The sequence below is a fragment of the Bordetella sp. H567 genome (assembly GCF_001704295.1).
GTDB lineage: Bacteria > Pseudomonadota > Gammaproteobacteria > Burkholderiales > Burkholderiaceae_B > Bordetella_C.
In genome coordinates this window covers 776186-801928 of record NZ_CP012334.1, presented here as the reverse complement: position 1 = coordinate 801928, position 25743 = coordinate 776186, and the positions used below count along the sequence as shown (strand labels likewise).

At 64.8% G+C, this 25743-nt stretch carries 22 protein-coding genes and 1 tRNA gene; 7 read left to right on the top strand and 16 right to left on the bottom strand.

Annotated elements, in window-relative coordinates; all coding sequences use genetic code 11:
• The first annotated feature begins 115 nt into the window (after positions 1-115).
• Positions 116-925 carry a site-specific integrase gene (locus tag AKI39_RS03590; RefSeq protein ID WP_158515147.1) on the top strand — a complete coding sequence of 270 codons (810 nt, stop codon included), beginning with the start codon at positions 116-118 and terminating at the stop codon, positions 923-925.
• Between the two features lie 295 nt (positions 926-1220).
• On the opposite strand, the gene AKI39_RS03585 is transcribed toward AKI39_RS03590, so the two are convergent.
• The 5 genes from AKI39_RS03585 to AKI39_RS03565 form a co-directional block, all read right to left on the bottom strand.
• The gene (locus AKI39_RS03585) at positions 1221-1676 is read right to left on the bottom strand and encodes a hypothetical protein (protein WP_083228602.1); all 456 of its coding nucleotides are present in this window, start codon (positions 1674-1676) and stop codon (positions 1221-1223) included.
• Positions 1669-2046, bottom strand: coding sequence for a hypothetical protein (locus tag AKI39_RS03580; RefSeq protein ID WP_066632447.1), 378 nt, complete (start codon positions 2044-2046; stop codon positions 1669-1671). Before AKI39_RS03580 ends, AKI39_RS03585 begins: the two co-directional genes overlap by 8 nt.
• 1724 nt (positions 2047-3770) lie before the next feature.
• On the bottom strand, positions 3771-4643 hold the full coding sequence (locus AKI39_RS03570; protein WP_066632443.1) for a hypothetical protein: 873 nt from the start codon (positions 4641-4643) through the stop codon (positions 3771-3773).
• Between the two features lie 762 nt (positions 4644-5405).
• Positions 5406-5765 carry a hypothetical protein gene (locus tag AKI39_RS25405; RefSeq protein WP_145925185.1) on the bottom strand — a complete coding sequence of 120 codons (360 nt, stop codon included), beginning with the start codon at positions 5763-5765 and terminating at the stop codon, positions 5406-5408.
• Between the two features lie 503 nt (positions 5766-6268).
• Positions 6269-6865: a recombinase family protein gene (locus tag AKI39_RS03565; RefSeq protein ID WP_066632441.1), complete on the bottom strand. Its 597-nt coding sequence runs from the start codon at positions 6863-6865 to the stop codon at positions 6269-6271.
• A 199-nt stretch (positions 6866-7064) separates the two neighbouring features.
• On the opposite strand from AKI39_RS03565, the gene AKI39_RS03560 reads away from it, so the two are divergent.
• Complete coding sequence (locus AKI39_RS03560) at positions 7065-7367, top strand: hypothetical protein (RefSeq protein WP_066632436.1); 303 nt, start codon at positions 7065-7067, stop codon at positions 7365-7367.
• Between the two features lie 227 nt (positions 7368-7594).
• Here AKI39_RS03560 and AKI39_RS03555 read toward each other — a convergent pair whose 3' ends face one another.
• The 5 genes from AKI39_RS03555 to AKI39_RS03535 all read right to left on the bottom strand — a co-directional run bounded on the left by AKI39_RS03555 (position 7595) and on the right by AKI39_RS03535 (position 11196).
• Positions 7595-8335, bottom strand: coding sequence for a hypothetical protein (locus AKI39_RS03555; protein WP_145925184.1), 741 nt, complete (start codon positions 8333-8335; stop codon positions 7595-7597).
• A gap of 416 nt (positions 8336-8751) precedes the next feature.
• Positions 8752-8826, bottom strand: a tRNA-Val gene (locus AKI39_RS03550).
• A gap of 84 nt (positions 8827-8910) precedes the next feature.
• Positions 8911-9651, bottom strand: a complete 741-nt coding sequence (gene dnaQ, locus AKI39_RS03545; protein WP_066632433.1) for a DNA polymerase III subunit epsilon — start codon at positions 9649-9651, stop codon at positions 8911-8913.
• Positions 9652-9757: 106 nt separating this feature from the next.
• A complete protein-coding gene (rnhA, locus tag AKI39_RS03540) occupies positions 9758-10243 on the bottom strand; it encodes a ribonuclease HI (RefSeq protein WP_235610743.1) in 486 nt (161 codons plus the stop codon).
• 179 nt (positions 10244-10422) lie between these two features.
• Entirely contained in the window at positions 10423-11196 is a 774-nt protein-coding gene (locus tag AKI39_RS03535) for a class I SAM-dependent methyltransferase (RefSeq protein ID WP_066632428.1), read from the bottom strand.
• Between the two features lie 19 nt (positions 11197-11215).
• On the opposite strand from AKI39_RS03535, the gene gloB reads away from it, so the two are divergent.
• From gloB to fabI, 3 genes are all read left to right on the top strand, one after another.
• A complete protein-coding gene (gene gloB, locus AKI39_RS03530) occupies positions 11216-12049 on the top strand; it encodes a hydroxyacylglutathione hydrolase (RefSeq protein ID WP_066642090.1) in 834 nt (277 codons plus the stop codon).
• 7 nt (positions 12050-12056) lie between these two features.
• Positions 12057-13481: a transglycosylase SLT domain-containing protein gene (locus AKI39_RS03525; protein WP_066632426.1), complete on the top strand. Its 1425-nt coding sequence runs from the start codon at positions 12057-12059 to the stop codon at positions 13479-13481.
• Between the two features lie 191 nt (positions 13482-13672).
• Positions 13673-14455, top strand: coding sequence for an enoyl-ACP reductase FabI (fabI, locus tag AKI39_RS03520; protein ID WP_066632424.1), 783 nt, complete (start codon positions 13673-13675; stop codon positions 14453-14455).
• A 36-nt stretch (positions 14456-14491) separates the two neighbouring features.
• Here the strand turns inward: fabI and AKI39_RS03515 are convergent, their stop codons facing one another.
• From AKI39_RS03515 to AKI39_RS03505, 3 genes are all read right to left on the bottom strand, one after another.
• Positions 14492-15463 (bottom strand): tripartite tricarboxylate transporter substrate binding protein, encoded by a 972-nt coding sequence (locus tag AKI39_RS03515; RefSeq protein WP_066642089.1) that lies wholly within the window; start codon positions 15461-15463, stop codon positions 14492-14494.
• A gap of 110 nt (positions 15464-15573) precedes the next feature.
• On the bottom strand, positions 15574-16503 hold the full coding sequence (gene nadC / locus AKI39_RS03510) for a carboxylating nicotinate-nucleotide diphosphorylase (RefSeq protein ID WP_083228601.1): 930 nt from the start codon (positions 16501-16503) through the stop codon (positions 15574-15576).
• Between the two features lie 164 nt (positions 16504-16667).
• Positions 16668-17600 (bottom strand): NUDIX hydrolase, encoded by a 933-nt coding sequence (locus AKI39_RS03505; RefSeq protein ID WP_066632423.1) that lies wholly within the window; start codon positions 17598-17600, stop codon positions 16668-16670.
• 247 nt (positions 17601-17847) lie between these two features.
• On the opposite strand from AKI39_RS03505, the gene AKI39_RS03500 reads away from it, so the two are divergent.
• Complete coding sequence (locus AKI39_RS03500) at positions 17848-18873, top strand: aldo/keto reductase (protein ID WP_066632422.1); 1026 nt, start codon at positions 17848-17850, stop codon at positions 18871-18873.
• Positions 18874-18972: 99 nt separating this feature from the next.
• Here the strand turns inward: AKI39_RS03500 and AKI39_RS03495 are convergent, their stop codons facing one another.
• Genes AKI39_RS03495 through AKI39_RS03485 form a run of 3 tightly spaced genes read right to left on the bottom strand, consistent with a single transcriptional unit; the run spans position 18973 to position 22921 of the window.
• Positions 18973-21204: a xanthine dehydrogenase family protein molybdopterin-binding subunit gene (locus tag AKI39_RS03495; protein WP_066632421.1), complete on the bottom strand. Its 2232-nt coding sequence runs from the start codon at positions 21202-21204 to the stop codon at positions 18973-18975.
• Positions 21205-21220: 16 nt separating this feature from the next.
• A complete protein-coding gene (locus AKI39_RS03490; RefSeq protein ID WP_066632420.1) occupies positions 21221-22225 on the bottom strand; it encodes an FAD binding domain-containing protein in 1005 nt (334 codons plus the stop codon).
• A gap of 9 nt (positions 22226-22234) precedes the next feature.
• Positions 22235-22921 (bottom strand): (2Fe-2S)-binding protein, encoded by a 687-nt coding sequence (locus AKI39_RS03485; RefSeq protein WP_235610741.1) that lies wholly within the window; start codon positions 22919-22921, stop codon positions 22235-22237.
• A 383-nt stretch (positions 22922-23304) separates the two neighbouring features.
• On the opposite strand from AKI39_RS03485, the gene AKI39_RS03480 reads away from it, so the two are divergent.
• Positions 23305-25701, top strand: a complete 2397-nt coding sequence (locus AKI39_RS03480) for a 7TM-DISM domain-containing protein (protein WP_066632417.1) — start codon at positions 23305-23307, stop codon at positions 25699-25701.
• Positions 25702-25743 lie beyond the last annotated feature (42 nt).

Sequence of the window (25743 nt, the reverse complement as noted above, 5' to 3'; positions counted from 1 at the left end):
CGCGTATACCGTAGGGGACCTGATTCGGCGCTACTTGGCAGAGGTCACGCCACAAAAGAAGTCCGGCAAGGGCGACAGGTCGAGGGTTCGCCACTTGGTCGCGGACTTCGGACAAATGCCCATTACCGCGCTAACCGCTGGTGCGTTGAGCCAGTACAAGACGCAGCGCCTACGCGTCGTTGCGCCAGGCACGGTATCGCAGGAACTCGCCATTTTGCATCGGGCCTATGTGCTGGCGCGGGAGGAATGGGGGATTGATTTCCCCGGCCCCATTCCGCGCACGCGCAAACCGCCCCAACCGAAAGGGCGAACACGCCGGGTATCTGATGAGGAGCTAGACCGTGTACTTGCGGCCACTGAATCCGCAGAGCTGCGCATTATCGCTAGGTTTGCCTTGGCGACAGCCATGCGCCGCGGCGAGCTTACGGCTATGCGATGGGAGGACGTAGACCTACGCAAGCGCTCCGTGTTTTTACCCGTGACGAAGAATGGTCACAGCCGTACTGTGCCGCTCTCTAAATGGGCGGTGGAACTCCTCCGGAGTGCGGCCTCCAAGGACACCGGCCCAGTCTTTACCCTGCGGCCCGATTCCGTAAGTCAAATGTTCTGCTACGCCGCTAGGCGGGCGGGCGTGCTGGACATTCGATTCCACGATCTTCGGCACGAGGCCACTTCACGGTTATTCGAAAAGGGCTTGAATCAGATAGAGGTATCGCGAATCACCGGGCATCTGACGCTGTCAATGCTAAGCCGCTACACGCACTTATCGGTGTCCCATCTACTGCAGAAGCTAGACGCGGCTGAACCTGAGGCGCAGCAGTGGGAAAAGGCTGACAGCGCCAAGCGACGACGACAACGTGCCCAGGCCCGGCGCAAGCGCGGCACGTTAGGCCGCTGGAAAAAGCGGAGGACATCCGGGGACTAGCGGCCCCCGTAGCATTCAATGGCGGTTACTTGCCCACCGCGTCCGCGCTGTGTTCGATTGCAGCAGACGTACGCGCTTCTACGTCTGGCGCGGCAGCGGCTATACGGGCGGCCTCCGCCGCTTCTAGAATTTTCTGCGCCTGGGCAATGGAAACCTCGGGCGGGGGTGCTACCTTTTTTAGTGGGCGATAAATTCCACACATGGGTAAATCTCCTTGAGTCGTTGTGATGTACAGCGTTGCGAAGCGGGTGGGTGGCGCGTGCACCGCCAACCCATGGTCCTCTGGCTAGCCTGCTTAGATGCGGATACCCACACCGCCACTGGTTCCACCAATGGCCGGGGCGCTGCCGCCCTGATAGCGTCGCCGCGGGTCGCTGGAGTCGCCGTAGCCGTTAAGCTGGATGTCCGGCGCACCCTCTTGCGGCTGGGCCGCTTGTTGGGAGGCCAGCTGCGCAGCCTGGGCGGATTGGTTGATGGCCGCCGTTTGCGCGGCGACCGCCGCAGACGCTTGGTCCCGCAGGGACGCGGCCTGCTGGGTGGACGCATCGCGCACGGCCGCTGCCTGGGTATTCGCGGCGTCCCGCGTGGCCTGAGCCTGCTCCTCTGCGGCCCTCTGCGCCGCCGCAGCTTTGCCGCCGTCATTGCCCGAAATGTTCGGCAGTCCTGCCTGACCGAGAACGGGATCCACTTGCTTGTTTAGTGCGGCCGAGAACGGGTCCACCTTGTCCACGATTTTCCTGATACTACCCATGGTTTATTTCCTTGTAGATTTGAACTGCGATTGTTTTAAATCCGCCGCGCGAGTACGCCGTAGTCAGACTGCGACGGCCTATGGCGTTGCCGCAAATGATGGCCTTGCAGCTGTGGAGCACCGCTAAGCGCTCCAGCGTTGCAATGACCGTGCGGAAGTTGCCCGGCTTGCTGCCGAGTCTGCACACCATCTCTTCAAGCAGCAGCGGTGTACTCGAATACCAAGGCGCGCCCACGTCGTATACGACGAGGTAGCCATCGCAGATAACGGAATAGACCTTACCGGTCAGCAGGGCGCTGTAAGCGGCGTCCCAGTCGACGTACTGCGCCATGGGGTGGCCCGCCTGCGTGGCCCGCTGGAAGTGCTGCAAGAAGGCTGCTCGCACTGCGCCCCATTGGGTTGGATCCCACTGGTCAGGCCGTAGCAATGCCGCCCCGGCTGGATTGAAAATCTGAAGTCACGAGGTCTCCTGTTGTGAAGTCGCCCGACTACATTGGGCGTGAACAATAGAAACGGCGAGCGCAATGCCCGCCGTCGTGCTTACCTTGTACCGATTTCCTATGCCGCTAATTCACGGTGCGGGCGCGCGCATCCGTGCATCGCGCCGCTTGATAGTCCCGGCACGCAACTGCTCGGGTATACGTGGTCGCCGGCTTGTTATGTGTTCGAGCGGGTGCAGCATGGGGCCGAAAGTTGCGCCTACGCGCCCAAGCGCAAAGACGGCAGGGTCCCATTGCTTGTAGTCGCTTGGTACACGGCGTGGCTGAGCTGGGGTCATGCGAGACAGCCCTTTACCGTACGTCATCCAGCACGCAGCGTGCGTCATGCTCGAACTGCGCTTGTCGTGGCGCGGGCGGCCGGGGTCGCCCCGGTCCACGGCATTCATACGGTGTTTTGCGAGACGTGCGATTTTCATAGCGGCTTCCTTGTGCAGGTAAGCCCGCATCCCGTCGCCAAACGGGGTGGGCGGGCATGATAGCGAGTTTGGCGAAACCGGAGGCACAAGGAACCCGGCAGGGGCGAACCCCTCCTCACTATCGCCCGCCCATAGAAGGCGCGCAGCAGCGTACGGACGTAAAAAACCGCCTGCCGGCGGTCATCCGCCTTGTGCATTTCCCAGTCGCCAAACTGGGCCGCAGTTGGTCCACGGCGCGCTAATTCTGCGCCTGCCGTTTCGCCGCGTCAATCGTTGTTGCGCACATCATCCACGAAGGTAGCCCCTCCGCTTACCGGCGACATACGTCGCGTACGCCTCCTCCGGTGTGCCGCCCAATGCCCGAATGCATGCGGGGATGGCGTTCCAAAAGTGCGCGAGCAGGGCATCCCGTTCGTGCGATTCCAAGTACTGGAGTCGCGTCACGTAGCCGTAGCCATCTCGCCGCCGTATGACTATTTCTACGGGGCCGCCGAGAGGACTGCCAGCCAGTACGCTGTAGTGTGGCCGCACCTGCATGCTTCCTAGCCATTCGGGCAGTGCGGGGCGCGCTGACGGTTGCTCCCCGGGTTCTGCCTCGCATTGCTCCGCCGCGTCGAAGCTGGACACCCAGCCGAGGCGTACGAGAAGTTTTTGTAGAGACGGGTCCGCCTCGGCGTAGCGGTAAAGCATTTCGGGCGGCATTGCCTTCGCTAGGTCGTCGTACTGCCAGCCCCGTAGAGCTGCGGTGAGCTGCACGCGGCCACTGGGGTATTGCAGGGCTACGTACTGGCCTGAGCGGTGTTCTATGTGCTCTCCGCGCTTCTCCCTCTGCTTGCGCGATTGCAAGTCCCGCAGACTATCGATTGACCGCTGTGCTGGCGGATGATGCCGGATACGTATCAGCCCGAAGTCCGAAGCGTTCCGCGCCAGCATGCATCTGTAGCACGCCGCGTCTACAGGGCGTCGCGCTGTGCTGTGGCAGCGCTTGCACTTGTTGCCGGGATAGTGCGGGCTCCCGTCCATGAATGCCCGCCAGCGATCCGCAGATGAAACGCGAACACGCAGCGCTTCTCTGAACGCATGGTCACGCAGGCATACCTTCCTCAGCTTGGCGGTAAGGTGCTTGGCGCGCGGCTGGCTCGAGTGAAGGGCGAAGCGCGGATCTGGCTTCCGTGGGATCAGGCGGCCTCCTCCTGCATCTTTGGGAAAGGCGCACCAATGCTGCCTATCTCCGCGTCGGTTAGTTGCCAAGCGGACTGCTCGCGGTTTACCTTTGGTGGTGCGGATTGGCGCGAGTTATTCATCCAGGCGTCCATTGTCTCTTTGCTGATGCCGTCGCCCGCCAGCAGTGTGTACAGGTTTTTGTCGGTCCCCTTAACACGGACGCATGGAATTCCCCGTTTATCCCGGATGGTTAGCAGCCTGCCGCCTTGCTGCATCCTAACGTGCGTGCCGTTGAAGAACTGATAAGCGGCGTTGCCAGTCTCCCGTCCCGGGGGCCGGTTATCGCGCAAAAAGTCACGCAGCTCTTTGAGTGTTCTATGGTGCCTGCGTGGAAGTACATAGTGCTGCGCCTCAAGCAAGCGGCGTACGTGTTTCCGCACCGGCAGGGCCATACTGCCGTAGAAGAACTGTTTGAGGGGTAACGGTGTGCATAACGCCAAGTCTGCCTCTATGTGCGGCAGCATCGTGCTCAATAGCTTCGCGGTAGGAAGCAGAAGCGTATGCGGGTGAGTCGCCATGTAATCGGCGCAAGCCTTTGCCGCTTGGTAATACCCCGTCTCTTTGCGCTCGTATACGCGAGTGGGCGTGGCAGCGTAGCTAATGTCCCCCGCATCAATCAGGTGGCCGTGCCCCTGTAGCTCCAGCTCCGCCGCCCTGGCTTCTTCCCTGAGTATGTCATCTGTGGCGGTTCTGATTCGCCGCTCTGCACGCGCCCTATACGTCTCCCACGTATCCTTTACCTGCTGAATGCGGGCACGCTCTGCCGCCAAGGCAGCTCCCTTGCGGATGAAACGTGGAATAGCTGGGCGGTCTATGTGTGCCAGCAAATGTTCTCCTTTGTGAATAGAGGGCCCGGCGTGCATTCCCGTACAGGGCCCGCCCGGTACCAGGCTCAGGGGGAAAATGTAGGGGCCGGGCCCGCTTGTCACACTACATAAGTGGACGGGTGAGCGCGGAATGGTGACTTCTTGTGGCAACACCGCAGCTATCGCCCAATACGCACCCGCCCTGCTCCGACACGGGTACGTACGCCTGCGCGTACGCAGGGGCAATCTAGCGCGGTCGTATCTTTGCCTCTGCCTTGGCCCGCCATTCCCGCTCCCTCGCAGCCGGGGTGATTGCTGGTGCGGGATGCGCCCGCCGACCCTTGCCGCGCCGGCAGTGCAATACCTCATCTACAGTGAGCGCGTGGGCCACCCGCGGCAATCCTTCCACGGGCTTGTGCCGCGCTGGCAGTGCTTGCGGCGGAAGTCCGGTGCTGCGCATCTCGCACTCGGATAATGCAACGGCGATTACCAGCGGGGACGCTTCTACACCTAGGACTCCGTGGCCGGACCACTCCCCGGGCAGGGGTTCTATTGTGGATCGCTCAATCTCGGCTTGGGTCCACGGGGAGGTGATCTGCGGACAACGCTCCCCGGATAGGGCGGCCAGACAGTCCCGCAGCAGGATGTACGCCTCTACGTGCGCGCGGCGTTGCTGTAGGGTAAGCGCGGGCCATGACCGCTCAGCCCTGCGGATCATTGCGCCCATCCGCCAATCCAGGCGTGCGGCAAGGCGCTCCTTGGTTGTAGGCATGTCGCGGCTGTTCATCGCGCTTCGGTTCCCTCTGCCATCTGCCGCTGAAGGTCAGAAACCACTGCGCAGGTTTTCAGCGGGGAAGGGCCTTGATACTGCCGATAGTGTTTGGCCGCTGCCCCCAGGGTTGATAGCCGGCGGGGCAGTTCGGGGCCGTGGAGTTCGAAGTTCGGATCTAGCGCGCCGGCTGGCCCGTAAGCGTCACGACCGGCCGCAATTTCCCCGTTGATGGCCCTGCGCAATTGAGAGGCGTCGATGCGCATTAGTTCTTGTACGGCAAACGCTTGCTCCGCATACGGCCAGGAGTCCCAGGCGTGCTCCGCGTCATCAATGAGGCGCTGCCGCAGGCCGGCTACTTCGTCGTCGCTCATTGCGTAAATCACCGCAAGGCGGGCAGCATGCGCGGCCGCTTGTCGCAGTGCTTCAGCGTGTTGTTGCTCCGCTGCGCCTAGGCGCGCCTTTAGGGTTTCATTCAACGCTGCCTGCCTTGGCCTTGCGGGCCGCCTTTCTGCGCTGGCACCACGAGGGAAGCGTCCCAGTCGTCGCGATCACGGCTTGCCGGTAAGCTGCTGCACCCAGGCCGGTACCCGGTCTTGCGATGCGGGCAAAGTAGGACTTCTGCTCAGAGTTGTTTTCGAGTGGGTGTTGGGGAGTCATGCCTTTCCTCGGTTAGTGCGCGGAAAAGGCCGCGCTGCCCTTGTCGTAATGGGTGCCGATTGGTGTACTGAGCTGAGCCTCTTTCCTCCGTGCGCGGCTCTATAGCGGTGTACCAGGCTTGTGTCGTTATGGGCGCCGATTCACTTCCGGCGCGGAAGCGCAAAAAGGGCCAGCCCGGTTTCCCGAACCGACCCCGATGCCGCCCTGCCGCGGATAGCTAGGCCGTGGCTTCCGACACGATGCGTTGCACAGTCCCCACGCCGCAGCCGACAGCCTTGGCGATCTTTATGATGCCCTGGCCCTGCGCGCGCAACTCGCGCACTTGCTGGACAACGCTCGGGGCCACCTCGGGCCTGCCCAGGCGCTTGCCCTGAGCTACCGCGCGGGCCAACCCGGATTTAACGCGCTCCTGAATCATGCTGCGCTCAAATTCAGCGAATACGCCGCACATCTGGAATAGGGCTTTGCCTCCCGGCGTGGTGGTGTCTATGCCCTGCTGCTGCAAGTACAGATCGACGCCCTTGGCTTGAATCTCGCCAAGGAAGCCCACCAGATGCTGGAGGGATCGGCCCAGGCGGTCTACCGACCACGCCGCGATAATGTCGAACTCCCGGCGCGCCGCCCCTTTCAACAGCCGGTCGAACTGCGGGCGCTGGTCGCGTCCCTTTGCTCCGCTCACCGCGTGGTCCACGAATTCGCCCACTACCTCCCAGCCATGGCGTGCCGCTGCGGCGCGTAGCTCTACCAACTGGTTCTCGCTGGTCTGCATGTCCGTAGACACACGGGCATAGATGGCAACGCGCTTGGCTTTCATGTTCGCCTCCGGTTCAGGGATGGGGCGAAGCTTATCGGCTTGCTATACGGAAATCAAGTGTTTATTGTATAGATGATTTGGCAGGAAACGGCCTTGGTACTGAAGGGGCATTTTTATGAGAGGTTTTTTGTATAGGGCCGCACGCTAGTAATCCGTGTGGGCTCGCGCGATACTCGCGCCCAACAAATCGGAGGTTCGTATGGCCGTTCTCGCTTTTCTATCTTCGTACAAATCGACAATCGTTGGCTTGAGCGCACTGATAGCCCTAATCGCCGCCTATCTGTGGTGGAAGGCGTGCGTGGTATCGGTACCTGCGAGCCAACAGAAGCAAGGCGAGCACGCACAAATGTGGGGCGGCATCATGGTCGGCGGCCCCAACGGGCAGAGCTACGACGTCATTGGCACCCTGATAGCGCAGGGGCGCTGGAACAAGCTGGCAGCCCTGGCTACCGGCGTAGCCGCGGCTCTCCAAGCAGTGGCCCTTGCCATCCCGAGCAGTTGATAATGCGAAAGGCAGGCCTTACAGCGCTTCCGGATGCTCGTTCCAAGTGGGGGGATGACAAAAAGGGGGAGCGGCGACGTGCCCGATGCCCTTGGCGGGGCTGTAGTGGCTTGGGATAAGGCGCGACCCCGGCACGGGGGAAACTGGGGTGGGCGCGAGGGGCGCTACCCCCGCAGAAAATCGCAGCAAATTTCAGCCCGCGCCGGCGCGCCGATGCTCGGGAAGGGCTATTCAGTCTTTATTGCGTCGGCCTGCTGTTCCGGTTGAGCGGGAAATTTCGCCTTTATCGCTCCCATCTCGTCAAACAGTGATGTCAATGACACCTCGTCAGTGATTCCGGCGAATCTAGCTTTCAATTCTCGTTCCCGCGCAACATCTATTAACGGGAGCAACAGCGTCAATCTATGGTCGAAGTCACGAATAATGAGGACGATCACCCAATGCCGGAAGGTCTGATAAACCAGACCAAGCGCCAGGAAGCCGAAGATCAACAACTCGTATGCCGCATGCCGTTGGCGAGTCAGGTCTATGTCTTTACGTGAATCGTCTCTGTACTGACGAGCGGCCTTGCGCTCTTTCTCGGCGTCTTCGGGTGACAACTTGGACAAGTGGTCCTCAGCCGTCATCGTGTCGATGTCTGCGAATGTTAGACCCTTGAACCTATACTCAGCCGGTGAATAAATAGCCCATGTGCCTCCCATCAACTGAAACAGGAACATCGCTCCGGCCAAATACATCAGGACGCTAGGGTTCGGAACAGCCCTTGTGGCGATGTCTCGAAAGAACCGCCGCCTAGTTCGTTTTAGACCGAACGTGAAAATCACAATGCTGACTCGCGCAAGCCGGACGATTATCGGCTTGGCGGCGTAGTCATAGAACAGATTGCCAAGTGTGGGGGCCACAAAAAGAGAAAAAATTGCTAGCGCCCAGGCCCATCCTGTTTTAGGCAGAAGCTCGTGAATGTCCATGAATTGCGCAGCCCTCATAACCACCTTGATTTCCGATTTTATCGAAACAGGCCGCCTAGCACAGTTTGACGCGCCATTTTGCGGTTATCAGTCTGCGAAAAAGGCGTTCATGCCTCCGCCACAGTCCTCCTCAGCATTGGGCCGTAGTAGCCCCTATGTAGGGAGGGCGTTGGCGCATGCATCGAGTCCGTGAGCACACAGGGCATGTTGATAGGCGAGGTCTGGGCGGCAACCCGGGATAAGACGATCCAGTACATCTCGGTGCTGGAGGAGCTGGGGCGCAAGCGGCGAAGTGACTGTTGCCGTTTGCTATAGTGCCTGTCCGGGGCATGTCGCCCCTATGGCACCACTGTCTCGCATTTGGCTCGCGCAACATCCCGGCCGATTCGCGGGGTCCGCTAAGTCCTTGAGTTTCTTGGTGGGCGGTACTGGTTTCGAACCAGTGACCCCTGCCGTGTGAAGGCAGTGCTCTACCACTGAGCTAACCGCCCCAAGAGAGACCGTGATTCTAGCACGCGATTTTCTGAAGGCGCAAATCGGGGCAGGCAAAGCGATAGCCTTTCCCAGCCCCTGCCTTACGCCGCCTGACTTTCCGCGGGGACCGGCGCCGGATCCCATTGCCGCCACAGGCACGCCCCGCCGACGGATTTGTCCAGTGCGGCCAGGTAGGCCTCGTGTTCGCCCAATTCCTCCGCGGTGGCGCGGATGACAGGCAGTTCCGACGCATCGAAGCGGGTCAGTACCAAGCCATCCGCCTCGCCCTTGCGTTCGGATTCGTCGAGGTCGATCAGCAGCGCGTCCTGGCCGCGCGTCATGGCCAGCCAGACCTCGCCCAGCAGGCGCGCGTCCAGCAAGGCGCCGTGCAGCGTCCGGTGCGCATTGGAAATGCCATACCGCTCGCACAGCGCGTCCAGGGAATTGCGCTTGCCCGGATGCAGTTCCCGGGCGTGCAGCAGCGAATCGGTGATCGTGGCGCAGAACTCATGCATCGGCGAGCGGCCGATGCGCGCCAATTCCGCGTTGATGAACTTCGTATCGAACGCGGCGTTATGGATGATGATCTCCGCGCCGTCCAGGAAACGCACCAGCTCGTCCGCGACGTCCGCGAATCGCGGCTTGTCGGACAGGAATTCCGTGGTCAGGCCGTGTACCGCCAAGGCTTCCGGGTCGCTTTCGCGGTCTGGGTTCAGGTACACGTGCATGGTATTGCCCGTGACCATGCGGTTGACGATTTCCAGGCAGCCGATTTCGACGATGCGATGGCCTTGGGCGGGTTCAAGGCCCGTGGTTTCGGTATCGAGGATGATCTGGCGCATGTGAGGACGTGGAATACGGGAAGGCGCTTGCGGATTCGAGGACTCGCCACGCAGGGCTGCGTGGCAGCAAAAGATGGCCGTTAGTGTACCCGCAGGCGGCGGCCGGCTAGGCCGCCCGCCCGCGTCGCGCTTCCTCTACGCCCTGGTTTGCCAGTTGGTCCGCGCGTTCGTTGCCCGGATCGCCCGCGTGACCGCGCACCCAGCGCCAGGACACGCGGTGGCGCGACACCTGTTCGTCCAGCATGCGCCAGAGCTCGGCGTTCTTGACGGGCTTCTTGTCGGCCGTGACCCAACCGCGCCGCTTCCAATTGGCCAGCCATTCGGTCATGCCCTTCATGACGTACTGCGAATCGGTGTGGATGGTCACCGTGCAGGACCGCTTCAGGGCGGTCAGGCCCTGGATCACCGCCATGAGCTCCATGCGGTTGTTGGTGGTTGCCATTTCCCCGCCATGCAGGGTTTTTTCATGGGCCCCTGAGCGCATGAGCACGCCCCAGCCGCCCGGGCCGGGGTTGCCCTTGCACGCGCCGTCGGTCCACAGCTCCACGACTTCCTGCATCGTATCCGGCCCTTCCGTACCGCTTTCGTTCATCTGCTGTTCCTGCAAGTGTTTCTGTCACGCCGTCGCCATGGTCGCCGATGCGGAGACGACATGTCCCCGGAGTATCGTGCACGCGGCTTAGGCGATGAGGATATCCCAGTGTATGTCCCGGCTTGGAGCGACAGGGTTATCCGGACGGAATCGACCAGGCGGCCCCAGGCCGGCCGCCGTCAAACAGGCTCGACCGGCCCGGAACGGTGATTCGCCACCACGGACGCCGCCGGTGCCGTCTTGCGCTTCTGTTTCCAGGCGGGGCCGATCAGCCGCATGCCCGCCACGCGCTTGACGGCCGACACCATGTATATCGCCCCGCACACGGCCCACCAGCGGTCGCCGGCCTTTTCCATGAAGCGCCAACGCTGCAGCCAGATATCGGTCTGGCAGGCCGGGGCGTAGCAGCCGAAGCGGCCACGGTCGACCTCGAAGGACAGCAGTTTGAGCCAGTCCTTGACACGCGCCAGCGACACCTGCGCCGCGGGCGCGTGCGGCAGCCACGGCTCCATCCCGGGCATCCGGTTGCGCGCGCCCCAGAGGCTCCAGGGATTGAACCCTGAAATCACCACGCGGCCCTCCGGCATCAAGACCCGCTCCACCTCGCGCAGGACATCGTGCGGCGCCTCCGTGCATTCGAAGGCGTGCGGCAGCACGAGCAGATCGATACTCTGCGAGGCGAAAGGCAGCGCGTGGGGATCGGCCAGCGCGCAGGCCTGCCAGCGCGCCGCCACGTCGGGCTCGGGCATGACCGTGCCCACATAGGCCTTGAAGGGCATGCGGTTGTTGCGCAGCAGGTCCAGTTCGGCCAAGCCCACCTGCAAGGCGTTATAGCCGAACACGTCGGCCACCACGGCATCGAACTGGGCTTGCTCCCAACGCAGCACATACTGCCCGGGTGGTGTTTGAAACCACTCGGCCAGTTCTACAATCGGCGCACTCTCTTCTGCCACGCTATGGGTTCCTTTGATGATGCAAGCCAGCTCCGCCCCCGCAGACGTCGATGTGCCCGGACCTTCCTCGTTTGCTTCACTGGTGCCGTTGCCGGCATTCTCCGATAACTACATCTGGCTGGCGCGCCAGCAAGGGCTGGCGGCCGTGGTCGACCCCGGCCAGGCCGAGCCCGTGCTGCGCGCCCTGCGCGAGCATGGCCTGCAATTGCGCGCCATTCTACTCACGCACCACCACCAGGACCATGTCGGCGGCGTGCTGGAATTGTCGCTCTCGACGGGGGCGGTCGTATACGGCCCGGCGCATGAGTCCCTGCCCCGCTGCGATATTGCGTTGAATGAAGGCGACCATGTCCGGATCCCGGAACTGGACCTGTCGATGGATGTCCTGGACGTCCCTGGCCATACGGCGGGCCATATTGCCTATTTCGGCCGTATCTCGGGGGTGGAACCGGTGCTTTTCTGCGGGGATACCCTGTTTGCAGGGGGTTGCGGACGGCTTTTCGAGGGGACGCCCGCCCAAATGGCGGATTCCCTGGGTAAATTCGTAACATTACCGGCTGAAACACAAGTTTGCTGCGCACACGAGTACACTCTTGCCAACTTGCGATGGGCACAGGCCGTCGATCCGGCCAACCGCACCCTGCAACAGTGGTACCAGCGGGCCCAGCAACTGCGCGAGCAAGGCCGTCCCACGCTTCCCTCGTCCATCGGGCTGGAGCGGGACACCAATCCATTCTTGCGCACCCGGCAAGTTGAAATTACCCGAGCTGCCGCGGCCCAAGCGGGGCGTTCGCTAAACTCGCCCGTCGAAGTATTCGCCGTACTTCGCGAATGGAAAAACAACTTCAAGTGACCCATCGATGAAATTGTTCCGGCTCATCCTTCCCGTGCTACTGGCCGTCTTGGCCGGATGCGCGGGAACGACGCACAAAGAGACTCCCCTCCAAGCCACCGATCTCGACACCCAGCAACCCGGATATCCGACCCGCTACGTCGCCACGGTCACGTCACGCACCATCGACCTGACCCATCCCTCGCGCGACGTCTGGGACCGCATCCGCCGCGGTTTCGCCATCCCCAATCTGCACAACCCGCTGGTCGATCAATGGACCGACTACTACGCCTCGCATCCCGAGGCGATGCAGCGCATGGCTGAACGCGCGGGCAAGTATCTTTACTTCATCACCGACGAAATCAACCAGCGCGGCATGCCCACCGAACTGGCCCTGCTGCCCTTCGTGGAAAGCGCCTACAACCCGAAGGCACTGTCGCGAGCCCAGGCATCCGGCTTGTGGCAGTTCGTGCCGGCTACCGGCCAGCACTACAACCTGAAGCAGGACTGGTGGCGCGACGAACGCCGCGATCCGATCGCCTCGACGAACGCCGCGCTGGACTACCTGGAAAACCTGTTCGAAATGCAGGGCGACTGGTACCTGGCCCTGGCTTCGTACAACTGGGGTGAAGGCGCGGTACAGCGCGCCATGGCGAAGAACGAGGCGGCGGGCCTGCCCACCGATTACCTGTCGCTGCAGCTGCCGGACGAAACGCGCAATTACGTGCCCAAGCTGCAGGCCATCAAGAACATCATCGCGAACCCCTCGAAGTACGCGGTGGTGCTGCCGCCCGTGGACAATACGCCGTACTTCGCCACCGTACAGAAGAACCGCGACATCGACATCGAGGTCGCCGCGCGGCTGGCGGAAATGCCGGTGGACGAATTCAAGGCGCTGAACCCCTCGTTCAACCGCCCGGTGATCCGCGGCGAGCATGCCTCCATGATCCTGCCCGCGGACCGGGTGGACATCTTCAACGCGAACATGGAGAACTACAAGGGCGAACTCTCCAGCTGGAAGGTGTACCAGCCGCAGCGTGGCGATACGTATGCGTCGATCGCGCGCCGCTTCGGCATCACGGAAGCGGCCCTGAAAGGCCTGAACGATATTCCCGCGCGGGAAAAACGCATCGCCACGGCGCGGCATCTGCTGGTGCCCGCGCGCGGCGGCGTGCAGGTCGCTTCGCTGGATGCGGCCGGCCCGGCCCCGGACCCCGCGCCGGCCCAGCGCGGTTCGGTGCGTTCGGCCACCGCGCACGTCGCCTCGGCCAAGATGAACGCGCCGCGTCCGAACGTGCGCCAGCACAAGGTCAAGCAGGGCGATACCCTGTTTTCCCTGGCGCGGCAGTACAGCACCACGGTCGATGCCTTGCGGGCGCTGAACAACCTGAAGGGCAATGCCTTGAAGGTGGGCAGCACCCTGCGCGTGCCGGGCACCAACGTGCGCGGCTGAGCACGCTGGCCGGCGCGGCTCGGCCGCGCTGGCTCGAATGAAACGCCGGCCCTCGCGCCGGCGCTTTTTTTTGGAGTGACGCAAGACGCCGGCTCGCGACCGTCGGCGGCGTTGAGCAAGGGCCATGCGCCCCAAGGCGCCGCGGGCGGCGTTCACCTAAAATAGCGGTTTCAGTCTCGAGGATTCGACAAATGGGTTTTCTTGCCGGCAAACGCATACTGGTCACGGGCGTGCTGTCCAACCGCTCCATCGCCTATGGCATCGCGCGGGCCTGCCACCGCGAAGGCGCGGAACTGGCCTTTACCTACGTCGGCGACCGCTTCAAGGATAGGGTCACCGAATACGCCGGGGAATTCGGCAGCGATATCGTGCTGCCCTGCGACGTCGCCGACGACGCGCAGATCGATGCCGCCTTCGCGCAGCTGGGCCAACGCTGGGACGGCATGGACGGACTGGTCCATTCCATCGGCTTCGCCCCACGCGAAGCGATCGCCGGCGATTTCCTTGAAGGGCTGTCCCGCGAAGGCTTCCGCGTCGCGCACGACATATCGGCCTATAGCTTCCCGGCGATGGCCAAGGCGGCGCTGCCGCTCATGAAGGGCCGCAACGGCTCGGTCCTGACGCTGACCTACCTGGGCGCGGAACGCGTCGTTCCCAACTACAACACCATGGGCCTGGCCAAGGCCTCGCTGGAAGCCAGCGTACGCTACCTGGCCACGGCGCTGGGCCCCCTCGGCATCCGCGCCAACGGCATTTCGGCCGGTCCCATCAAGACCCTGGCCGCCAGCGGCATCAAGGACTTCTCGTCCATCCTGAAGTTCGTGGAAAGCAATGCGCCGCTGCGCCGCAATGTGTCCATCGACGATGTCGGCAACGTCGCCGCGTTCATGCTGTCGGACCTGGCCGCCGGCGTGACGGGGGAAATCACCCACGTCGACGCGGGCTTTTCCACCATCGTTCCCGGCATGGAGTGATGACCGGGCCCGCGCGATCGCGATAAGCGGCCGCGCTCAGTCGGCGTGCAGGCCGATGCGCGCCGTCAATTGGCCGAAGCGGTCGATGTCCGCGTCGATCAGGGACTGGAATTCCGCCGGCGTGCTGGCCGTCGGGCTGTAGCCCAGTTGCAGCAATGCCTGGCGGGTGTCCGCGCGATGCATGACGGCAGCCACCGCGGCGTTCAGCTTCGCGACGATGGCGGGCGGGGTGGCCGCCGGCACCAGCAGGCCATGCCACTGGTCCAGCGAAAAACCCGGAAATCCCTGTTCGGCGACGGTGGGTACGGAGGGCATCAGTTCCGTGCGTCGTGGCGACGTCACGGCCAGCGCGCGCAGCTTGCCCGAGGCAAGGAAAGGCGCCGCGCTGGAGGCGGTGACTATCCCCATGCCTACCTGGCCCGAGAGCACGTCCGTCAGCGCGGGGCCGCAACCCTTGTAGGGCACGTGCTGCAGCGGGCGGCCGCTGGCGATGCGCAGCATCTCGCCGGCCAGGTGTTGCGGCGTACCGTTGCCGCAGGACGCATAGCTAGGCGCCTTGCCGCCCTGCCCCGCCGCGAGCGCTTCCGCCAGGGTATGAAACGGCGAAGACGCCGGCACGGCCAGCACGGACGGAACAAACGCCACGTTGATCACGCCCTTCAGATCCTGCTTGGGCGAAAACGGCAAGTCCCGGTACACCCCGGGGTTGATGGCGTAAGAGCTGTTCACCATCAGCAGCGTGTAGCCGTCCGGCGCGGCCTGCGCCACGTCGCGCGCGCCGATGTTGCCGCTGGCGCCCGGCCGGTTTTCCACGATGACCGTCTGGCCCAAATCGTGCTGCAGGGCCGCGCCTATGCGGCGGGCCAGCAGGTCGGTGCCGCCGCCCGGCGGGAAGGTAACGATGATGGTGATGGGATGTGAGGGATAGCCGCCCGCGCCGGCCTCAGGCGACAAGGCGGCAGGGCTGTCGGCGTGCCGTCCGCCGGTCTGGCTGTCCGCCGCGCGCATCGCGCCCACGGCCGCCAGCAAGGCGGCAGCGACCAGCATCGCGCCGCGCAGGCGGCCGGCGGCAGCGCGGCGCCGCTCGCGCCGCTGCAAGATTTCCATGTTGGGCTCCGTCACGCATCCAGGCCGATATCCAGGACCTGGACACTATGCGTGATCCAGCCGATCGCGATCAGGTCCACGCCCGTGGCGGCGATGGCGGGGGCGGTGTCCGGCGTCACGCCGCCCGAGGCCTCGGTCACCGCGCGGCCCTTGGCCATGGCCACGGCCTGGCGCAATTCGTCCAGCGACATGTTGTCCAGCAGCACGACATCCACGTTCAGTCGCAGTGCCTCCTCCAGCTGGGCCAGCGTATCGACTTCCAGTTCGATCTTGACGAGATGGCCCGCGGCGGCGCGGGCCCGCTCCACGGCCGGGCGGATCCCGCCGGCCAGGGCCACGTGGTTGTCCTTGATCAGCATGGCGTCATCCAGGCCGAAGCGATGATTGCTGCCGCCGCCGACGCGAACCGCGTACTTCTGCAAGGCCCGCATGCCGGGCAAGGTCTTGCGCGTGCAGGTGACGCGCGTGCCATAAGGACGAATCGCGTCGGCGATGGCCGCCGTGGCCGAGGCCACGCCGCTCAGGTGGCACAGCAGGTTCAACGCCGTTCGCTCCGCCGTCAGAATGCCGCGTGCCGGGCCGGCCACGACGGCGATCTCGTCGCCCGGTCGCAGGCGCGTGCCGTCGCGCATGCCGGGCAGGACCTCGATACGCGGGTCGGTCAGTGTGAATGCCATCCGCGCCAGGTCCAGGCCCGCCAGCACGCCCGCCTTGCGGGCCACCAAGCGCAGGCGCGACTGCGTGTCCGGGTCGACGATCGCATCCGTGGTGATGTCGCCGGCGCGGCCCAGGTCCTCCAGCAGCGCGGCGCGCACCAAGGGTTCCAGCATCACGGCCGGCAAAGGGGAAGGCGCGTGCGCGGCTGGCTGCGCGGTCGCGACGTTGCGTTGCAGGCCACCCGCATGCGCGGCGGGCTCGCGCGGTAATATGCTTATGCTCATTTTGAGTATTAAGTCGGCGGAGTAAAGGAATGGACTTATACTATTTCTGAGCATAATGCGCTGTCAACGGGTTTTTTTGCGGCGATGCGGAAAAACCTGGGTCGTCGGCGTACCCCGCGGGCGTGGTGTCTTGCGCGTGCGGAGCGGCGCACGCTCCGCTCCCCTTACACCAGATGCGGTTCGCGCGCCAAGGGCAGCTTGCTGCCTGAAATGGCGCGCTCCAGCATCACGCCGCGCCGGAAGCGGAACAGCTTGGCCGGCCGCCCGGCCGCGCCGCTGGTCATGCCGCCGGTTTCTTCCACCAATTCCTGCTGTTCGATCAGGCGTCGGAAGTTCTGCTTGTGCAGGCCGCGGCCGGCCAGTGCCTCGACGGTCTGCTGCAATTGCAGAAGCGTGAACGCCTCGGGCATCAATTCGAACACCACGGGGCGGTACTTGATCTTGGCGCGCAGGCGCGCGATACCGGTGGCGAGAATGCGCCGATGGTCATGGATCATGGGCGTGCCAGGCAGGGCCGGCCGGATCGGGCGGCGGCCGGCTTCCGGCACCAATCCGGCTTCGTACAGCAGCTCGTAGCGCTGCAGCACCATGTCCTCGTTCCAGGCGGCGCCGTCCAGCGCGAAGGTAATCGCGACGCGGTCATAGCGGCGACCGCGCTGGGCCGCCGGCCCGCTCGCGGCCCAAGCCCGCAGGCGCGGCTCGATCACCGACGCCACGAAGGACGCGGCGCCCTCGCGCCGGTCTTCCCAGGGGAAATAGCGGTACCAGCTTTGCCAGCCCACGCCCGCCGCGCCGGTATGGGCCTGCTCGCGGGTCAAGCCCAGATAGCTGATCGAAATGATGCGGGTATCGGCCTGGTCCGCGCGGTCGCTGTCCGCGAAGGTGTACAACTGTTCGACGTAGCCCAGCGGATGATGCGTGCGCGCTTCCACCCAGGCCCGCAGTCCGGCCTGCAGGGAACGATGGGCCGACTGGAAAGGCCCGGCGGGCAGCGCACGCGCGTCCTCCGTCGTCAGCACCCGTGGCTGGCCGTCAGTGACGGCCACGAGGACGGCGACGAGTTCGGCGTAGACGCGGCTTTCGATGGATTCGGTCAAGGGTCAGCTGGGAATGGCAACATTGCCGCACCGGACGGCGAACGGGAGACGGCGGGGCCGGCGGCAGGCGCCGGGCCGCGCGGCTACGCATTATACGGAGGAAGATTCTTTACCCGGGGGTACAAGTGTTTTCTGCCGAGCAGGGTTTTTCCGCAAGCGTGGTTGGCGGAGAATCAACGTCTTTCGCGGCGCGCCCGGGCCATCCGGCAAGGCGCACGTTACGTGGACTTTTCCATAGGGGCTATACATGGAATATCGACATCTGGGTGCATCGGGATTCAAGGTTCCCGTATTGAGTTTCGGTACCGGCACGTTCGGCGGCAAGGGCGAGCTGTTCGAAGCCTGGGGCAAGACCGACGTCGCCGAGGCGCGGCGGCTCATCGACATCTGCCTGGACGAAGGCGTGACGATGTTCGACACCGCCGATATCTATTCGCGCGGCGCCTCCGAATCCATCCTGGGCGAAGCCATCAAGGGCCGGCGCGACAAGGTCATCCTGTCGACCAAGGCAACCTTCCGCTTCGACGATGAACCCAACAATGTCGGCTCCTCGCGCTTTCACCTGATCCGCGCGGTGGACAATGCGCTCAAGCGCCTGGGCACGGACTATATCGACCTGTTCCAGCTGCACGGCTTCGATGCGCGCACCCCGGTAGAGGAAGTGCTGTCGACCCTGGACACGCTGGTGCGCGCGGGCAAGATCCGCTACACCGGGGTATCGAATTTCTCCGGCTGGCACCTGATGAAGTCCCTGGCCGCGGCCGATCGATATGGGTATCCGCGCTACGTGGCCAACCAGACCTACTATTCGCTGATCGGCCGCGATTACGAATGGGAGCTGATGCCGCTGGGCGTGGACCAGGGCGTGGGCGCCGTGGTGTGGAGCCCGCTGGGATGGGGCCGCCTGACCGGCAAGATCCGCCGTGGCCACCCGCTGCCCGCCACCAGCCGCCTGCACAAGACCGCGGACTACGGCCCGCCCGTACCCGACGAGTATCTGTACCGCGTGGTCGACGCGCTGGACAAGGTGGCGGCGGAAACCGGCAAGACCATCCCGCAGATCGCGCTGAACTGGCTGCTGCAGCGGCCCACCGTCAGCACCGTGCTGATCGGCGCGCGCGACGAAACCCAGCTGCGCCAGAACCTGGGCGCGGTGGGCTGGAACCTGACGGCCGAACAGATTGCCAGGCTGGACGAGGCCAGCACCGTGGATCGCGCCTATCCGTACTGGCACCAGGCAGGTTTCGCGGAACGCAATCCCTTCCCGGTCTGAGCGCGCGGCGATAACGGCGCATCCGGGACCGCGGCCCCCGGTGGCGTGCGACGGCACACTACCGGGGGCCGCCGTGTATCGCCACACGGCGGATTCCCTTCAAGCCTGCATCAGGTCCTCGATCATGGCGGGCAGCTCGCGCACCCGGATGCCCGTGGCGTGATAGATCGCGTTGGTGATTGCCGCCGCGGTCCCGGCCAGTCCGATCTCCCCTACCCCGCGAGCGCCCAGCTCGTTCAGCACCGGGTCCGGATAGTCCAGGAAGGTCACGTCGATATCCGGCGTGTCGGCATTCGAAGCCACGATATAGTCGGCCAGGTTGCTGTTGACCGGCTTGCCCGTTCGCGGGTCATAAGCCGTGTGTTCGAACAGGGCCATGCCCACGCCCATCACCACGGCACCCTCGATCTGGTTGCGGGCGGCGCGCGGGTTCAGGATGCGGCCCGCGTCGATCACGGTCACCACGCGGCTGACGCGCAGCCGCGCGATTTCCGGCTGCCATTCCACCTCGGCGAAATGCACGCCATAGGAATTGATGGAGTATTTGCGCTTGAGCGGATCGTCACCGAAGTTGCCGGCCGTCTCGCTGCCTTCTCCCGCGACGGCGCGCAGGTCGGCGCCGGCAAGGATTTGCGTGTAGGACCTCCCGCTTTCCGCGGGCTGGTCCTTCAGGTGTACCTGGCCGTGCGAGAAGGCCAGATCCTCCGGCTTGCGTCCGGCGAACGCCGTGGCGTCGCCCTCGCAGGCTGTTTGCAGCATGGACTTCACCGCTGCCCGCGTGGCCTGCAATACCGCGGGAATCACCGATGACGTCACCGTGGACCCGCCCGAAACCGGTCCTGGCGGCAGGTTGGTGTCGCCCAGCGCCACTTCGATGCGATCGAGCGGGATGCCGGTTTCAGCGCCGACCAGCTGCGCCATGATGGTGTAGGTGCCCGTGCCGATGTCCTGCGTGCCGCAGGCCACGTGCGCGGAGCCGTCAGCGCGCAGCTCCACCCGGGCATGGGTGGGCTGCCGCGCCCCCAGCCACGAGCAGCAGGCCATGCCCCAGCCCAGGATCTTGCCGTCGCGCCGCATGGAGCCGATCCCGGGCGTGCGGCGCGACCAGCCGAATTTTTCGGCGCCCCGCTGTATCGATTCGGTGAGATGGCGCGACGAGAACGGCAGGCCGTTGCCTTCGTCATGATCGGGCTCGTTCTTCAGGCGCAGCTGCACCGGATCCATATGCAGGGCCAGCGCCAGTTCGTCCATGGCCGATTCGAGCGCGAACAGGCCCGGCACGGCGCCCGGTCCGCGCATGGCCGTGGGCGTGCCCATGTGGCGTCTGCAGAGCGCCGCCGTCACGCGCAGGTTGGGCGTGCTGTACATGTGAGGCGTGGCCTCCGCGCAGTCTTCCTCGTAATCGTCAAGGATCGAGGTCTGGGTCACATAGTCCTGCTGCAGCGACACCAGCTTGCCGTCCGCGGTGGCGCCCAGCCGCATGCGCTGCTGCGTGATGGGTCGATGGCCGACGTTCTGGAACATCATCTGCCGCGTCACCACGAGCTTGACCGGCTGGCCCAGCTGGCGCGCCGCGACGGCCGCCACCATGCAATGCGGCCACGGCCACAACTTGCCGCCGAAGCCGGACCCCAGATAGTGCGTGATCACGCGGACCTTGTCGGGGGTCGTCCCCAGCGACTGCACCATGACCGACTTGTGGTTGTCCACGGCCTGCGAGGTCTCGTACAGGGTATAGCTTTCGCCGTCCCACACCGCGACGGTGGCATGCAGCTCGATGGGATTGTGGGTTTCCACCGGCGTGACGTAGGTCTGGTCCACCTTCACCGCGGCGGCATCGAAGGCGGACTGCGCCTGCCCGCGTTCGCTGCCCACCTTGGGCGGGGTATCCGCCGACAACCGCGTATCCACGGAGGGCTTGTCCTCCTTGTAGCGAACCTTGACCGCCGCGGCGGCCGCCGTGGCGTGCTCGAACGTATCCGCGACGACCGCCGCGACGTACTGGCCGTAATAGCGAATGACGTCGTCGTGAAAAGGCGGACGTCCTTCGTCCACCTTGGCCCCTTGCACGCGGTAAAGCTTGCCGATGTTTCCCTGGTGCAGGACCAGGCGCACGCCGGGCATGGCTTGCGCCGCGGACGTATCCAGCGCCTCGATGCGCCCGTTGGCGATGGTGCTGCATACGGGAACGGCGTAGAGCATGCCGGGGAAATGAAAGTCGGAGGTATACAAGGCCTTGCCGCTGACCTTCAACGGACCGTCGATGCGCGGCGTTTCGCGGCCGATGACGTCGGCCTGCTTCGCGCGGGAACCCTCTGCAACGGTATTCATGAGTCGGACTCCTGTGTTACGCGGCCTGCGTGGCCTGTTTCAGGGCATGGACCAGGCAGCGCCGTGCCAGCTCTAGCTTGAACGCGTTCTGGCTTTGCGGCCGCGCGTCCTTCAAGGCCGCATCGGCGGCCGCCCGAAATGCCTGCTCGCCGGGCGCCTTCCCCTGCAGGGCAGCTTCCGCCTCGGTCGATCGCCACGGCCGCGTCCCGACACCCCCCAGCGCCACGCGCACATGCGAAATCACGCCCTGGCCGACCGCGACGACGACCGCGGCCGATGCCAGCGCGAATTCATACGACGCGCGATCGCGCAGCTTGAGATAAACCGAGCGGCTGCCGGGGACCGGGGGCGGCAGGGTCACGTGCGTGATGAGATCCCCCGGCTGCAGGACGTGCTCACGATCCGGCGTGTCGCCCGGCAAGGTATAGAACTCGCCGATCGGAACCGTCCGCGTGCCTTGCACGCCTTGGATGTGCACCGTGGCCTCCAGCGCCATCATGGCCACATTCATATCCGACGGATTGCTGGCGATGCAGTGGTCGCTCGTGCCGAGCACGGCCAGATTGCGGTTGTAGCCGCCGATGGCCGAACAGCCTGAGCCCGGCTCGCGCTTGTTGCACGCGGCCGCCGTATCGCGAAAGTACACGCAGCGCGTGCGCTGTAGCAGATTGCCGCCCGTGGTGGCCATGTTGCGCAGCTGCGCCGACGCGCCGGCGAGCAGCGCCTGCGACAGCACCGCATAGTCGCGCTTGATCGTTTCGTCATTGGCCAGGTCGGCATTGCGCACCATGGCGCCGATGCGAACGCCGCCGGCCGCCTGCGCTTCGACGCGGTCCAGGGCCAGGCGGCTGATGTCGACCACACGGACCGGGCGCTCCACGTCCAGCTTCATCAGATCGATCAATGTCGTGCCGCCCGCCAGGTAGCGGATGTCCGCGCCCTGCTGCGCGGTACGCGCGGCGGCGCCGGCGCGCACGGCGTCCTGGATATCGTCGGCGCGCGTCAGTTGGAACATTTGCATGGTGTTCTCCTAGGCCTTGCGCCGTACGTCCTGGATGGCCGCGACGATGTTGGGGTAGGCGCCGCAACGGCAGATATTGCCGCTCATGGCTTCACGCACGTCGGCATCCGCCGGCCCCCACGGCTCGCGCATCATGGCCACGGCGGACATGATCTGGCCGGACGTGCAATAGCCACACTGATAGCTGTCGTGCGCCACGAACGCGGCCTGCATCGGATGGAGCCGTCCGGGCTGGCCCAGGCCCTCGACGGTGGTGATCGTGTCGCCTTCATGCGCGGCGGCGAAGCTCAAACAGGAATTCACCCGGCGGCCGTTCACATGCACCGTGCAGGCCCCGCACTGCCCGTGGTCGCAGCCTTTCTTCGTGCCGGTCAACTGAAGATGCTCGCGCAGCGCGTCGAGCAGGGTCGTGCGGGGATCCAGATTCAGTTCATGATCTTGGCCGTTCACCGACAAGCGCATGGGGACAGTTCCTTCCGGCGCACTCGCGGCCGGGTGATGGTTCAGGGGGACATCGGTCGTGGTGGACGCGCCTTGCGGGGCCGCCTCGGCGACCAGATGCGCCGCCGCGCCGGCGGAAAGACCCGCCGCGCCGATGCCGGCCAGGAAAGTGCGTCGCGCCGGACGGTTCAAGCCGTCATCGGCACCGCCGGACGGCGGCCGTTGCATTAAGGGGTTGCTGGGGGAAGAAGGCATGGACATCTCCGGGAAAGCCGGCTTACCACGTGCCGGTTCGCAAACTTCCGGTGTTGGCAAGTGACATACCCGGCCCCTTCGCCGGGCTGAACGCGGTGCAGCAAGCGGCGGCATCACGGTTTCTTGCGGTTCTATACGAAAGGAGTCACAGCCGGCACGCGGCGGCTGCAGAGGAAACCCTGGCGCATCGCGAGGATCTGTTGCAGTATTAAGCACTAAGGTGTCCTTACGGTGGCCTACTTTTGGGCGAGCCCCTGGGGTCCGAACAACGTGCATTGCGTACAGCGTCACGTCGACGCGCATCCCTACACCACAAGATGCGGGCACTCAGAACACGCTTTGTCAACGGCATCCTGACCCTCGCCTCCTTGCTCGGCATAGGGATGGCGACCCACGCGGGCGCCGCCGACATGCTGCCCCTGCCCAGCGCCCAGGAATTCGCCCTTCCCCTCCGTTCCTCCGCCATGGTCTACGAAGACCGTACCGGCACACTCGACTTCGACCAAGTACGAAAACTCGCAGACGAGAACCCGGATTTTTTTCACCCGGCGGAAAGCAGAATGCGAACGAACACGCACCCGCATTCCGCCTGGTGGCTGAGCATCGCGATGACCAATACCACCGGCGCGGCGCGGCGCCTGGTGCTGGTGGCAGGCGCGCCACATCTCGAGAATGTCGATTTCTACCTACGGCAAGGGAATGAAATCCGGCACGCCAGGGCCGGCACGCTGGTGCCTATCCTGCAGCAGGCGGATCTAGGCCGCTTTCCCATCCTCCCTTTCGTGATGGCGCCCGGCGAAACGGTATCGGTGTGGGTAAAAATCAAAAGCCATAGCCCCTCTGCACTGAACCCGGTGCTGTACACCTCGCGCCTGTACAGCGCGGCCGTCACGATGACCACCAGTGCGGACGGCGTCCTGGTCGGCGTGGCCGGCGCACTGGTCTGGTGCATGCTGCTGGCCGGCGTCATCACGCGGCGAGGTCAATTCGTATGGATAGCCGTGATTGCCGCAGCGGCGCTGTGGCGTGAGGCCACGGCCCGCGAATACCTGCAACGCCTGTTATGGCCGCTGGACGGCACCTGGGGCTATCGGCTTGAACTGACGCTGGACGTCGTCTACCTGGTGCTATGCGCGATGTTCGTGCGCAGCGCGGCGCGCCGCGACACTGCCCCGATACCCGGTGCGCGGGTGTATCCCGCCGTGGCCGCGATGCTGGCCGGATGCCTGCTGCTGGCCATGCTGCTGCCTCGCGGTCCCGCACGGTTGCCACTGCCTGTTGCCGTCGGGCTGTTCCAGGCGCTGTGCTGCGCGTTCGCGGCATACATGCTGGTATCGGCCATGCTGCTGGCGCGGCGTGCGCGCACCGCGCTGTCCCCGCCGCTGCCACGGGGAGCGAGCTCCACCGCCCTGCTGCTGGGCTTGTCCGCCTGCTTCATCGCCGCCGATGGCCTCATCAGGACGACGGGTCCACGCCTGGAAACGCCGCTGATCCCCGTTTCATTCATCCTGCGTTCCGGCTCGCCGGTCCTGGCGGTATTGGCGACGATGGGCAACCTGAGCGTGCTGACGCTGTGGGCGGCGCGTCAACCGGGACAATCGCGACGACGGCGCACCCTGGCGACCGGCCGCCCACGCGCCCTGCCGCCCGCCGCCGGCGCGCCGGATGCGGATCGCGCACGGCCCGCGGGGGCGGACGTCCGGCCCGCATGCGCCGCGGCCCACACGGCGCCCCAGGCTGCCCGCGCCGCGACGACGCATGGATCGACGGCGGCTGCGCCGGCCGTAGCGCCGCGCATCCTGCCCGCGCGGGATGCCGACCGCCAAGCCACGATCCTGAGCTATGTCGGCCATGACCTGCGCGCGCCGCTGGCCATCATCAGCGGCTATATCCGGCTGTTGCGGCAAGCGGCCGCGCCGGCACAGCATGCCTACCTGGACGTGATCGAACGCAGCATCGGCCATCAGTTCGGCCTGATCGACGAGGTACTCGCCTACAGCAAATCAGAGCTGCAGCCCTTCACACTGCATCCTGAGGAAGTCGATCTTCCGGCGTTGCTGGAGGAGCTGGCGCACTTCGGCATCGCACTGTGCGCACATCAACGGAACACCTTCGAATACCTGCCCGCGCCGACGCTGCCCGCCCGGGTCTGGCTGGACGGGAAGCGGTTGCGGCAAGCGGTGCTGAACCTGCTGGGCAACGCCGCGAAATTCACCACCGAAGGCACGGTACGTCTGGAAGCGCGATTACGGCGCCACGCCGACCGGCAGGCCGAGCTTGAACTTGGCGTATTCAATAACGGAGCTCACATCGCGGCCGAAGACCAGGCCGGGATTTTCGCCGCGTTCAGGCAGCTACACCGCCGCGAATCGGGCCTGGGGCTGGGCCTGTTCATCGTCGAACGCATCGCCAACGGGATGGGCGGCACCGTCCAGCTGGAAAGCTCACCGGAGCGCGGCAACCGGTTCTCGTTGGTCATCCCCATCACACTGATCGGGCCGTCCGTCGTCGCCACCCGCCCGATGGGCCGCACGCCGGCGTACGCGGCAGCCGCGCCCCAGCTGGAGGCGCCGCCCCTTGCGGCGCGGCTGGTCCTGTCCCGGCTCGCGCGCGACGGCGAGCTGTCCGAAATCGAGAACTGGGTCGTCGAGACGCGCGTGCTGTACCCGCGCTACACGGGTTTCTACGACGAAGTCGCCAAGTGCGTGGAGACCTTCGATATGGAGTGCCTGCAGCGGCTGGCGCTGCAAGGCACGACGGGCCCGGCGGCGGAGGCCTAGGGCCTGTTGGCGCCGGCCGAACTCTTTCCAGCGTCAACGTGC